Annotated in this window: 9 protein-coding genes; all 9 read right to left on the reverse strand. The window is 54.9% G+C overall.

Annotated elements, in window-relative coordinates; genetic code table 11:
* Positions 1-71: 71 nt before the first annotated feature.
* The 9 genes from EHV15_RS05845 to EHV15_RS05890 all read right to left on the reverse strand — a co-directional run bounded on the left by EHV15_RS05845 (position 72) and on the right by EHV15_RS05890 (position 12291).
* Entirely contained in the window at positions 72-641 is a 570-nt protein-coding gene (locus EHV15_RS05845) for a TetR/AcrR family transcriptional regulator (RefSeq protein ID WP_128630415.1), read from the reverse strand.
* Positions 642-713: 72 nt separating this feature from the next.
* Entirely contained in the window at positions 714-1574 is an 861-nt protein-coding gene (locus EHV15_RS05850; RefSeq protein WP_128630416.1) for a GNAT family N-acetyltransferase, read from the reverse strand.
* 104 nt (positions 1575-1678) lie between these two features.
* Entirely contained in the window at positions 1679-2656 is a 978-nt protein-coding gene (locus tag EHV15_RS05855; RefSeq protein WP_128630417.1) for an aldo/keto reductase, read from the reverse strand.
* A 393-nt stretch (positions 2657-3049) separates the two neighbouring features.
* Complete coding sequence (locus tag EHV15_RS05860; protein ID WP_128630418.1) at positions 3050-3490, reverse strand: ArsR/SmtB family transcription factor; 441 nt, start codon at positions 3488-3490, stop codon at positions 3050-3052.
* A 2-nt stretch (positions 3491-3492) separates the two neighbouring features.
* Positions 3493-3963, reverse strand: coding sequence for an SRPBCC family protein (locus tag EHV15_RS05865; protein ID WP_128630419.1), 471 nt, complete (start codon positions 3961-3963; stop codon positions 3493-3495).
* A gap of 1125 nt (positions 3964-5088) precedes the next feature.
* Positions 5089-7194 carry a glycoside hydrolase family 36 protein gene (locus tag EHV15_RS05875; protein WP_128630420.1) on the reverse strand — a complete coding sequence of 702 codons (2106 nt, stop codon included), beginning with the start codon at positions 7192-7194 and terminating at the stop codon, positions 5089-5091.
* A 151-nt stretch (positions 7195-7345) separates the two neighbouring features.
* Positions 7346-8671 carry an ABC transporter substrate-binding protein gene (locus tag EHV15_RS05880; RefSeq protein ID WP_128630421.1) on the reverse strand — a complete coding sequence of 442 codons (1326 nt, stop codon included), beginning with the start codon at positions 8669-8671 and terminating at the stop codon, positions 7346-7348.
* 148 nt (positions 8672-8819) lie between these two features.
* Positions 8820-10469, reverse strand: a complete 1650-nt coding sequence (locus EHV15_RS05885) for a response regulator transcription factor (RefSeq protein WP_128630422.1) — start codon at positions 10467-10469, stop codon at positions 8820-8822.
* Positions 10462-12291 carry a cache domain-containing sensor histidine kinase gene (locus EHV15_RS05890; protein WP_128630423.1) on the reverse strand — a complete coding sequence of 610 codons (1830 nt, stop codon included), beginning with the start codon at positions 12289-12291 and terminating at the stop codon, positions 10462-10464. Before EHV15_RS05890 ends, EHV15_RS05885 begins: the two co-directional genes overlap by 8 nt.
* Positions 12292-12418: the final 127 nt, after the last annotated feature.

Consider the following 12418-nt stretch of genomic DNA (forward strand, 5'->3'; position numbering starts at 1 on the left):
ATAAAATTTAAAACATTACCATTACTTCTGTCACTGTCCTTTTTTAGGCAGTCCATTACACCTTTCGTCCATCACGGCTGGAGCAGCCGCGGCACCAGCTTGGCAGCCGTGCGTATCGGGGCGCTGTCCCGCTGGGTCAAGCACATGATCATGGAGCCTTCGATCAGCGCATTGATCGACACGGCGATCTCCTTCGCTTCTTCGGGAGCGTATCCGCAGGCGACGAATTTATTTTCGAATTCGCCAATCCAGGCGTTGTATACGCCGCAGCAGGCTTTACGGATGTTCTCATTGCTTCCCGCCGTTTCATGGGCGATGACGCCGATCGGGATGCCGAGCTCCGCGTTCTCGCGATCGACCTGTTCGGCAAGCACCATGAGCAGCTCCTGAACTGCTTGGGTGGCATCCGCCTTCGAATCCAGAACGGAACGCAGGTTGGCCAGCGTAACGTTTTTTGTATGGCTTACGGCTTCGCAGGCAAGCTGTTCCTTGCCCTCCGGGAAGTGGTAATACAGCGATCCTTTGGGTGCGCCGCTCAGCTGCGTGATCTGGTTTAGCCCGGTGGCGTTATACCCCTGGTTCTGCAGCAGTTTTGCCGTCGTTTCGATCAGCATTTGGCGGGTGTGATTGCGGGTTGACATCCAACATCATGTACCTTTCTTTCTGGGATTAGACCGATCGGTCTACATCATAAACGATAAACGAGGGGAGTGTCAACTCCCCAATGGCAGGTACATTTCATATTGACGCAAACTTTCCCGGATAAACCCGGACCGCTCCAAAAAACCTTCCAGCAGCGCATTGCTTGGGGTGGACGCGGTAAATTTGGCAATCCCCAGCTCATCGCGGGCGGCCGCCAGCAAATGGGAGGCGATCCCTTTGCCGCGATAACGGCGATCCACCAGCAGCATGTTGATTTTGCCGGAGCCGTTCACGCTCAGACAGCCGGCCAGCTCATCGTTTCGGAAGATGCCGAAGTACACGTTCCCTTCGCTTAGCTGCTGATATTCCAGATCATTTTGCCAGTTCACGTGAAAATATTTGCGGGCGTTAACCGCCTCGGCAAACTCCTCAAACGCCAGCCGCCGCATGCGGCAGCCCTCCGGGACCGGCGGGGAGCCAAGCCTGGCCGCATCGGTCAGCGTATAATAATGCTGGTCGTAAACTTTGCGGTACCCCCGTTTTTGATAAAAAGAAATCGCTCTGTCGTTCCCGACGATGACCTCGAGAAAAAGCTGCCGGCACCCCATCTTCTCCGCCTCTCCGCGGTGCAGATCCATCAATTTGCCGCTGACGCCCTTGCCCCGGTATTCCGGGCTAACGGCCAGCGCCCCGCAGCGCATTGTTTTGACCGATTCGTACATTTTGACGCCGCCTAGGACGATCCCGACAGCCTCTTCCCCGTCCAAAGCGACGAAGGAATGCTCCCTCTGGTTCCCCTCCGGGCCAAAAAATTTGGCCGCAAAATTGGCTTCGTCCAACTTGAATTGAATGATATAATCCGAAAAACCGCGCCGAAAAGCGACGAACAATACGTCCATCCCCACTTCGGAGCCTCTGGCATAACGAAGCATTTCACACCTCACCTCCCGAAAATCCACTCCCGCGAGCCCGCAAAATTAAACGAAAGGCAGCCGATCGTTCGACTGCCTCTTTGCATGTTATGAAAGACCGCAGATTACCAAGCGTACGCTTTCGGAGCGTCCCCGCCGGGGCCCGGAAAAATTTCGTCGATGGCCTTGAGCGTATCTTCGCTCAGTTCCACATCGACAACCCGCAGCGTCTCTTCGAACTGCTGCAGCGTGCGCGGCCCGATGATCGGCGCCGTGACGGCCGGGTTGGCCAATGTCCAGGCCAAGGCCACCGTTGCTGCGGATTCGCCCAGCTCTTTGCACAGGCTGTTGAACCGCTCCAGCTGCGGGCGCAGCTTTTCGATCCGTTCCGCCTGCTTCTCGGTGCGGGAGCCCGGCTGCGGGTTCAGGTTGCCGCCGAGAACGCCCCCGTCCAGCGGGCTCCAAGGGATCACGCCGATGCCCAGCTCTGCGGCCGCGGGCAGCACCTCCAGCTCCGGCAGGCGGCATAACAGGCTGTATTTGTGCTGCTCGGAGACAAGACCCAGCGCCCCGTGCGCTTTGGCCTCATACTGGGCTTTGACCAAATCCCGGGCGGCAAAATTGCTTGAACCGACATAGCCGATTTTCCCCTGTTGTTGCGCGACGTCAAAAGCGTTCCAAAGCTCATCCCACGTGACATTGCGGTCGATATGATGCATCTGGTACAGTTCGATATGATCCGTACCGAGCCGCCGCAAAGAAGCTTCGAGATGGCGGCGGATTTTATAAGCCGACAAGCCGGCCTCGCCGTTCGGTCCATCCAGCGGATCGTCCATCGGGCCGTACACCTTGGTGGCGAGCACCACTTTCTCGCGGCGGCCCCCGCCTTGCGCGAACCAGCGGCCGATGATCTCCTCGGTCCGCCCCCGGTGCTCAGCCCCGCCGTACACATTGGCCGTGTCAAAAAAATTGACCCCGGCATCAAGCGCCGCGTCCATAATTTTGAACGCCTCTTGCTCCTCCGTCGCCGGCCCGAAATTCATCGTGCCCAGGCAAAGACGGCTCACCTTCAACCCGGTTCTTCCCAAACTGGTATACTTCATTGACTACAACCTCCTAAGGCGTTTTGGTAGCATGGCTCTAGCGGACATGTTTGCACAAAACTGTTCTAGGTGTATGAAGTCCATACCCATTATATACCATAAGCCGAACCGGGAAAAAGCTGCAGTTTTCTTTTTGGGGATGCCCTTCGGCTCCCGCTATCGGCAACCCTTCCCCAAAAATAGCGGTAATTTATGTCGCTATCCGCACCTTTTCGCCTCATTTTCGAGGCTTAGCGGAATTTTTTGTCTCTATTTCTAGAGTGACCTTCCTTTTTGCCGCTCTCGTCAGGCAGTTGCAAAGATAGCGACATAAAATTCCGCTATTCGTGCCATTTTCGCATGTCCGGTCAAAATAACGCCCTTTTTTACCGCTATTTCAGCGCACGAACCCGTTTATTCGCTTTCCCTACGCCCCGGCATAAGCCCGTCCGCCTGCCCCGGCTTTTCCCCTGCTGTTTGTCCTGCCTTAAGCTCGCTCGTTTCCACCAGCTTAGGTCCTTCCGCCGATTGCCCCGGCTCGGATTCCACGTAATGCTTGAGCATGGAAAGCTTGTTCTCCCAGAATCGTTCGTAGTAATCGAGCCAGCGCTTCAACTCCAGCAGCGGGTCGGCGTCCAGCCGGTAGCGGGTTTCGCGCCCTACCTTGCGCTCTTGGACCAGGCCCGCCTCCGCCAACACGCGCAGATGCTTGGAGACCGCCGTGCGGCTCATCGGGAAGCGGCCGCTGATGTCTTTGAGCGGCAGCTCCCGGTCGCCGAGCAGGCGCAGCAATTCCCGGCGCGTCGGGTCGGCGATCGCCTGAAAGACGTCATGCTTCGCGGCAGCGCTCTCCATCGTTACGCTCCGACGTAAGCGGCCAGCTTCTGAACCAGTCCGGCCCAGCCTTGGTCCATCCGGCCGCGCACCAGCCCGTGGGCTTCGCCAAATTCGGTCACTTGATCCGCGCTCCAGCCGCCGTGGATCAGGGTGAATTCCGTCTGACCGCCCTGTTCCTTCAGTTCGAACGTCAGCGTCCAGTCCTTGCCCCAGTTAAACGACAGGCGATGCGGCGGGTCCAGCAGCGTTACTTTGCACGGCGAGTTGCCGAACGGGCCGGCGTTCAGATGAAATTCGCAGCCTTCGACCGGCTGAAAATCGTTGGGCATAAACCAGGCCGCAATCCCCTCAGAAGTGGCAACAGCTTCCCACACCCGGGAAATCGGTGCGTTCAGCATAATCGTATGGCGGATATCCGGGAGCGCTCCGCTTCCTCCGGCTTGATGATTCGGATGATTGGCCTGATGATTCGGGTTGTTGGTTTGATCCATGATGTTCGTCCTTTCGCTTTTTAATTTTTAATGAAACCAAAAGGTTTCTTAATATCTATTTTAAGAAACCTTTTGGTTTCATGTCAATATTTCAAAATCGTTAAAAGCTATTCTATTTTTAATTTGTCCATTTCTTCTAATGTCATGGCGTTGCATTGTTTGAGGAAATCAAGAATGATCCGGCTCTCCTGTTCATTATAACGAGCTGCAATTCCCTGGGTGGCCTTTAACACGGAATCGAATAAAGACGGGATCAGCTCCGCTTTTTCGGAAACGGCTTTGACCAGTACCTTTCTCCGGTCGTTCGGGTCTTTGTCTCTGGTCGCAAATCATCAATCCCTAATGGAAAGGACAGGATCAAGTATGGAAAATCGGGAAAAAGACCCGGGTGCTATCAGAGAACTTTTTACAGCGCTTAACGCGGCGTGGAACAACGGCAACGGGGCCGCTTACGGGGAATGCTTTACGGAAGACGCTGATTATGTTACTTGCCGTTGTCCACGGGAGCGGGGAAGTAAAGTTGGCTGATCCCGCACAGGATCCTAACGATAGAGGGTCCATCAATACGAATGTTATCTTTAGACAGGGGGATAAATGGCTTATTGCCACCTTCCATAATTGCCGCGTACGGGAGATGCCGCCAGGGCCGCGTTCAGGATAAAGCAAATAACAAAAACGCCTGACGGCGTCCTTTAGTGGCTCTGACTTCTGCTTTGGAACGATTGGAGGCTCTTCCTAAACTTTGGACGCTGCTCTAACGGACACCAGCGACCTTATCCGCCCATTTCCCGGGTATTTCCCAGCCTAACGGACACAGGCGACCCTATTTCGCTCTAAACCCGTTCATCCAGGACGAATTGAAGTAAATAAGGTCATCTGTGTCCGTTACATTTTGCAAACTCCCGTTTTTCCGAAAATAACGGCTCTGGTGTCCCTTAGCCCCATGTCCCTCTTCTCCTCCCCTCTTTACCTGCGCATCGCCCTCTACCATGCCCGATATTTTATAAATTCAATAATGTCAAAAAAACAACACAGCGCCGGTTTTAGCCGGCCCTGTGCTGCTAGTATTCAGCTAGCCTCAAAAGGCCTGCCTGAACACGTCTTCGCTTCTATTACGCATAATCTTTAAATCTGCTGTTTCGGATGAATTTCAAACAGACGCGCGGATTTCACATTCGGCAAAGTCACCTGCAGTTCGCCCTTCTCGGCGTCCCAGCTCCACGAGCAGTCGAACCCTTGCGGGTAGGCGCAGCGGATGTCGAGCTGCTCTCCCCGCAGCGCCGGGAGCGGCAGCGTCCGATCAGGCGACTCGCCGGCAATCCGCCACACGGCCAAATAAACCGAGTCCCCGCGGCGCAGCCCCAGGCTGATCCAATCGTCCTGCTGCTTCGGCAGCCCGAGCGGCCAGAACGGCAGCGCCTGCGGAATATCCTTGCGGATCGTCTTGTAGTAATCCAGCGCTTCCTTCACGAGCTCCCGCCGGCGCGGGCTGAGCTCGGCCAGATGTCCGCTTTGGTGCACCCGCAGCAGCAGCGCGTTCACCATGTTGAACACGATCTCTTCGTCGTCGCCTTCCCGCAGCGGGTAAGACCAGATCGCCGACTGCTCCGGTGTTAACGCCGAAGGCGAAGCGGCAGCAATGGCCGCGTAATTCACGTAGTTTTCCTGGTCGCTCGTCGACTGAATGCTTTGGCGGCTGAGCATCGCGTAATCCATGCGCATCCCGCCGCTCGAGCAGTTCTCGATCACAAGGTCCGGGTAGCGGGCAAAAATACCGTCGAGCCAAGCCAGATAAGCGCGGTTGTGCTGGAGCAGGCCATCGCCGAAGCTGTCCGCATCCGTCTCCGTACCGATCCCGGCGTTGATGTTGTAGTCCATTTTGATATAACCGACGCCGTAATCCTCCACCAGGCGGCGGATCACTTCGTTCGCGTGGGCGGCCACCTTCGGGTTCCGGTAATCGAGCTGATAGCGGCTGCGGTCCTTGACTCTCCGCCCGTGGCGCATGAAAAACCAGCTGTCATCTGTATCGGCCAGCTTCGGGCTGTTGATGCCCATCACCTCCAACTCAAGCCATAGCCCCGGAACCATCCCTTTGCCGCGAATATAATCAAGCACGTATTTGATGCCCTCCGGGAAGCGTTCCGGCGACGGCATCCATTCGCCCACGCCGTCCCACCATTCGCCTGCCGCGTACCAGCCGGCATCGATGCAGAAATACTCGCAGCCGGCCTCGGCCGCGGCGTCGATCAGCGGCAGCAGCTTGGCGGTCGCCGGCGAACCCCAGAGACAGTTCATGTAATCGTTAAAAATAATCCGCAAATCGCGATTGTCCGCGTTCGGGCGGCGAATCCGGCGGCGGTACGCGGTCAACTGCCCGATCGCCTCCTCAAACCCGCCGATCACGGCGCCCACCGCGACGGGCACGCTGACGAACTCCCCGCCCGGCGCGAGCGAAACCCACCAATGATTATCGTGCTCTGTCGGCCCGCTAATGAGCAGCGTCAGGAAATCGCTCTGATCGATGATCTCCCAATGCCAGGAGCCGTTGTGCTCGATCTGCCAAAACAAGCTGCTTCCGGCCTCCCGGTTCTCCAGCACGGCCATCGGAATATGCTCCGCGGCCGACCACGAGCCGGTATTGCTGCAGGAAATCCGCTTGGAGCTGCGGTCGGTCAAATGCGACATGCCCAGCTCCGGCAGGCTGTACGTGCGCCACTGCAGCTCGCTTTGCCAGCCGGTGTGCGGGATGGACAGCGCTATTTTTTCGTCGCGGTCAAGCGTGCCTTCCTTATCGAGGCCGGTTAAGGCGAACGAGGAAACATATTCTACGCCCAACTCCTCAGATCCCTCATTGCTCAGCGTCACCCAGGCCCGGACCGTCTGGACGCCATCGTAAAATTGAACATGCTGCACCGCCCGCAGCGATGTTTCCGGATCGCGCAGCGCGATCTCCAGCTTGCGGCCGGCCTCATTACGCGTATCGTCATGCGCCTCGTACCGCATACGCAGCCCTGGGAACGTCGCCCGGTGCGTCCGCCCGTGATACTCCGCGCGGTCCTCACCCGTGAGTTGCAGCTCCATCAGCCGAAAGCCCGGTTTTTGCCCGCTGGAAATCACTCCTTCCCGAAGTTCCCCCGCTCCGAAATGCAGCAGCCGCACATCTTGCTCCGGCGTGACCTCCAGCACCAGGTGAAGGCCGTTTTCCTGAATATGAATAAGTTGGGACATGAGAATAAGTACCTCCTTATATTAAAAATCGATGATTGCGAATTACCGTTTCTTATTGATTCTCCGGCGCGGGGCGTTCTCCCCCAAAAAAACTTAACTCAGCACCACCCGGTGCTGAGTTAAGAAGGATGGAATCACCGATTTTGCCGGTTTATTGAGCGGAGCCCAGTTGCACCCACGCTTGTTCGATTTCGGTCACAGCTTGGTCTTTCGTTTTGCTGCCGCCGATGTATGCTTGCATGATTTCACCGAATTTTTGGTGGAACGTATCCAGCGAGTAGTTGATCGCCAGATCGCCCGAAGGCTCGGATTGCAAAATTTCGTTCATTTGCTTCGGCATATCCAGATCCGGAAGCGGAGCGTCCTTGATCGGCGGAATGACCTTCGCTACCGTGGAGAACCAGTTTTTGCCGTAATCCGAAGTGTACAGCCAGTTGAAGAACTCGATCGTTTCGTTGACGACGGCGGAGTCTTTGTTGATCCGCAGCGCCTGGTCGGCACCGGTGATGATCGTGGCTTGCTCCGGCTTGTCGCTGACCGGATATCCGGCGATGCCGATCTTAATGTCCGGGCTGATTTTCTTGATCGCCTCTTCGTCCCATGCGCCTTTACCTATCATGATCGCCGCTTTACCGGTGGCGAAGTCGCTGATTTGCGCGTTGCTGTCGCGTTCCAGCGGTTTGTCGGTGCCATGTTTAACCGTTTTGTCGATGAAGTCAAAGAAGTTGTTGTAAAGCACCGGATAATCCTTGATTTTGGCGTCGCCGGCGATAAAGCTGTTCACCAGGTCCTTCGACGTTACGCCCTTGTCTTGAGCCCCCGCGTTCACGAAATGCTGGAATACGTGTTTCCATACCCACCATTCTTTATAGGCGTTGGCAAATGGCTTGATGCCTTTCGCTTCCAGCTTCGCGATGGCGTCGTCCAACTCGGCCGTCGTTTTCGGGAAGGTCGTGATGCCGGCTTGTTCAAACAGATCTTTGTTGTAGATCAGCGAGAACAGGTTGCCTTTAACCGGAAGACCAAGCACTTTCCCGTCGGAAGAGCTCATGTTGGTGCGAACGGCGTCCGTCATCGCTGCCGCCAGCGGCTGATCCGTCAAATCCGCGCTGTATTCGGCAAACGTGTCGATGTCTCCACCGGCCGTCGTTTGGAATACGTCCGGCGTGCTGCCCGCGGCGATTCTCGATTTCAACACCGTATTATAGTCGGACTGCATGATTTCCAGGTTGATCGTGACGTTTGGCTTTACTTTTTTGTATTCAGCGATGTAGGCGTTAAAAGCGTCGGTATATTCCGGAGAAGCCGTAAACATGTTGATCGTGACCGGTTTGGAATCATCCGTTGCGCCGCCGTTTCCTGCACCCGCGCCATTCGCTCCGCCCCCCGCAGCATTGCCGCCGCCCCCGCCGCAAGCGGACAGCAGACCCATGAGCAGCACAAGGCTGAACGACAGGGCCAAGATTTTCTTCTTCATTCGTAACGCCCCCACTTTCTTATCGTTGTAACTTGCTTTTTGAAAGCACTCGCAATGTTCTATGTTCCTAATTCTAAAGAAAAGGTGCAGCGATAAAAATGTAGATAAGTGGTGATTTAAGGGTAAAAAAGTGGAGTGATCGTCCAGTTCACTTTTTGACCCCTTCCTCCTCCTTCGACCGGTATTCCGATGGCGATAATCCGTAGTAATTGCGGAACGCTTTGCTGAAATAATTTTTGTCCTTATAGCCGAGCATTTCGGAAATCTCCTGGATTTTTAGGGAAGGATCGTCCAGCAGCTCCTTAGCCTTGTCCATGCGGACCTTCTGCACGTATTCGTGGATGCCGTACCCGTACTGCTGTTTGAACAGCTTCATTAAATACTCGCGGCTTAAGAAATATTTTTCGGTAAACATGGAAATTTTAATGTCTTCAAAATAATGATTGTCGATATACTCCTTAATGTCGTCGACTTGAAACGGACGGTTGGCCGCCAGCGAGCGGCGGATTTGCTCATGATAGTACTCCGTCAGCCGCAGGAGCACTTCTTCGTATTCGTCGAAGCCGGCAAAATCGGTCCGCAGCCCCAGCGCGCGCAGCGCCCTTTCATCGCCGGAACGCGGCAGCGCGTCCCCCGGCACGCCAAGACCCGAGGCCATGTCGCTTAAAAGAACGACGATCTCGCGCAGCGTCCGGTCGGCCGCTCCGATGCTGAACGCGTCCGCGGCTTTGATCTTCTTGGCAAAATCGCCCATGACCGATTTGGCATGATGGAGATTGCCGGCTTCCAGCGCCCCGCGAAGGAGCGGCATCCGGCTGGTGAAGGAGTAGATATCCTTCGCGGCAGTTTTACCCTTATCGCCGATTACGGCCATCCCCTTCAGCTTTAACAAGTCGATGGCCAAAATCGAAGCAACCGCCGCCTCATAAGAATCGGCAAGCTCCATGATGTTTTGGCTTGAAGGACCGATCCCTCCCGCAGACTGTACGCCAAACAGTTCGCTTAGGGTATTGATGATCTTGCGCATCATCTTTTCCGCGCGGAAGGCGACTTCTTCCGGATATCCGCCGCCAGCGGTATACACCGCAATAATCTCGCGTTCCTGCTTCGGATTGGCAAAGCTGAAGCAGAGCATGTCGCCTCCGGCAACATCGCTCACCACATTGGCTACGGCAAAATAAAGCAGCTCGGTATCGCTGTTAAAGCGGCTGTCCCGGACGGCTTCCATATTCATGATCCTTAGCACCAGCGCGCCGAAACGGTTCAGGGGATCATCCGCCCCGATCAGCGGCAGGAACGCCCGGTTGCTATGTTGTTTGAAGCTTCGTTCGATGACCGATAAATAAATTTTCTCCTTTAGCTTCGGCAGTGACATATTAAACGCAATGTTGCGGGTAATCGATTCGGTTTGCAGCTGCCGCTTGGCGTTTAGCAAATCGATGCCTTTGCGGAGCGCCTGGTTAAGGTCATGCCGGTTAATCGGCTTGAGCAAATAGTCCAACACCTTGGAGTGAATCGCCTGACGGGTGAACTCAAAATCGTTATAGCCGCTGATCACGATCGTCAGCAGCTCCGGGTAATCGTGCTCCACGATTTTTAAGAACTCGACGCCGTTCAGCTCGGGCATTTTCATATCGACCATCACCAGGTCGGGCTTGTGCCGCTCCAGCATGGCCAGCCCGCTTTTGCCGTCCGTCGCCTCCAGCACTTCGTCAACTTCAAGGCCTTCCCAATCCCCTAGAATCCGGATCGCCTCACGGAGCGGTTCTTCATCGTCGATTATCAATACTTTATACATGGCTGCTGCCTCCCCGCGGTATCATCATTCGCATTTCCGCGCCGCTGTCTCCGCTGCGGACCACCAAATCGGCGTCTTCGCCATAAAGCAGCCTGAGGCGCGTGTACAGGTTTTTGAGCCCGATGTTTTCGCCCTCGTGGTCCTCCCATTCGGCGTGAAACGATTTCAGGATCTCCTCCAGCCTTTCCTGGGAAATCCCCGGCCCGTTATCCTGCACGGAAATAATCGCATGCGTATCGGCCAGTTCCGCGCGAATTACGATGGTGATGGCGCTCGACACCTTTTCCAATGCATGCTTGATTGAATTCTCCACCAGGGATTGGATGGACAGCTTGGGAATTTGCAGCTCCATCAACGATTCGTCCCACTCTATCGTTACCTGAAGGCGGCTGCCGAATCTAGCTTTTTGCAATGCCAGATAACGATCGATATGTTTGAGTTCTTCCCTAGCGTTTACGATATCTTTCCCGCTTATGCAGTATCTTAGCGTCAAGGCCAAGGCATCCACCATATCGGCAACCTCGTCGTCCCCGCTTTTCAGCGCTTTGGTCGAGATCGCCTGGAGCGCGTTGTATAGAAAATGCGGATTGATCTCCGCCTCGAGCGCTTTCAAAATCGCGTTTTTCTCCACCAGCTTCATCTTATAACGCTCATTGATCAAATCGTTGGTCCGCCGCACCATGCGGTTGAAATGCCTGGACAAATAGGCGATCTCATCCCTGCCCTTGACCGGGATTTCCGCGTCGAACGTGCCTTCGCTGAAGCGTCTCATCCCATAGGACAAGTCTTTCAGCGGTCTGGTGATCGCACTCGAAAGGAGCGTGACCAGGACGACCGAAATCAGCAAAAAAATGCCCCCGATAAGATAACTCAAATCCCTCGTCGTCGTCGCCGCGGCGTAAATGTTGCGGTAAGGAATCGGCTTGACCAGTTTCCAGCCTTCGTCCGGGAGCACGTTGTATACAATAAGATACTTCGTGTCGTCCTCGCTGGTCCAGGTCAGCGGCTGGGTGCTGCCGTCCTTGCCAATTTGGCTGAGCCAGGGAGCGTGCTCCACCTGTTTCAGAAATTCCGGATCATCGACATGAAACGGCACGTTGTCGGCATCGAGGTACAGCAGATGCTCCCCTTCTTCAAACGGGATATCCTGCAAAATTTCGTTCTTGCCGGTCGGTTTTATATAGAAGGAAATGACCGCTTTCGGATCGCGGGAGACGAGCGAGCGCAGCACGCGGTGATACCCCATAAAGCCGGGCTCCGCGTTCATGGCGTATCCCGATTTGGCCCCGGGAACGATAAACGATTGGAACGACCGGTTGTGCGGGCTCTCCATGGCCTGCTTGTACCACGGCTGATCGGGAATGCCCTCCTGGTAGCTGACGCGGACCGTAATGTTATAGGCTTCGCGGGTGATCGAATAATATTTTTTCTGATCGATGAGGTAGAAATAAATGCTTTCCAGATCGTCCCGCGAGTAGAATAGGCTCCGCAAATAATTTTCCAGATACATTTTGGACGAATAATCGTTTTCCTCCAGCATAATCGCCCGGATGATCTCGTCATAGCGGATTTGCGGCAGGGACAACTGCTCGATGCCGGACAAATAATCCTCGAGGTTCTGGTTCACCAGCTTCAAATTGTTGGTCGTGCTGGCGATGCTGTGGTCTACCGATTCTTGTTCGATCATTTGATAGGAGATAACGGTCAGCGAGCCTACCACAAGAATAATAATCGTCGTAAACAGCAAAATAAGCTTATTGACCAATCGGCGCGAAACCCGGTCTTTAAGCGATAATGCCAAACGTTTCAGTCGGCTGAACATGGTGGCCTCTTTTCTATGACTAGTCATGACCCGTGCTTAACGCTAGTTCACGTTTTTACCCTTAACTGTTTTCTTAAATCCATTTTGGCGTGAAAACGGTTGATTTATAATCATTATAGCCGAATCA

It is taken from the genome of Paenibacillus oralis (assembly GCF_003863965.1).
GTDB classification, from domain to species: domain Bacteria; phylum Bacillota; class Bacilli; order Paenibacillales; family Paenibacillaceae; genus Fontibacillus; species Fontibacillus oralis.

Excerpts from the sequence above, each read along its gene's own strand:
- EHV15_RS05845 (WP_128630415.1), bottom strand. The coding sequence starts at position 641 with ATGTCAACCCGCAATCACACCCGCCAAATGCTGATCGAAACGACGGCA.
- EHV15_RS05850 (WP_128630416.1), bottom strand. The coding sequence starts at position 1,574 with ATGCTTCGTTATGCCAGAGGCTCCGAAGTGGGGATGGACGTATTGTTC.
- EHV15_RS05855 (WP_128630417.1), bottom strand. The coding sequence starts at position 2,656 with ATGAAGTATACCAGTTTGGGAAGAACCGGGTTGAAGGTGAGCCGTCTT.
- EHV15_RS05860 (WP_128630418.1), bottom strand. The coding sequence starts at position 3,490 with ATGGAGAGCGCTGCCGCGAAGCATGACGTCTTTCAGGCGATCGCCGAC.
- EHV15_RS05865 (WP_128630419.1), bottom strand. The coding sequence starts at position 3,963 with ATGGATCAAACCAACAACCCGAATCATCAGGCCAATCATCCGAATCAT.
- EHV15_RS05875 (WP_128630420.1), bottom strand. The coding sequence starts at position 7,194 with ATGTCCCAACTTATTCATATTCAGGAAAACGGCCTTCACCTGGTGCTG.
- EHV15_RS05880 (WP_128630421.1), bottom strand. The coding sequence starts at position 8,671 with ATGAAGAAGAAAATCTTGGCCCTGTCGTTCAGCCTTGTGCTGCTCATG.
- EHV15_RS05885 (WP_128630422.1), bottom strand. The coding sequence starts at position 10,469 with ATGTATAAAGTATTGATAATCGACGATGAAGAACCGCTCCGTGAGGCG.
- EHV15_RS05890 (WP_128630423.1), bottom strand. The coding sequence starts at position 12,291 with ATGTTCAGCCGACTGAAACGTTTGGCATTATCGCTTAAAGACCGGGTT.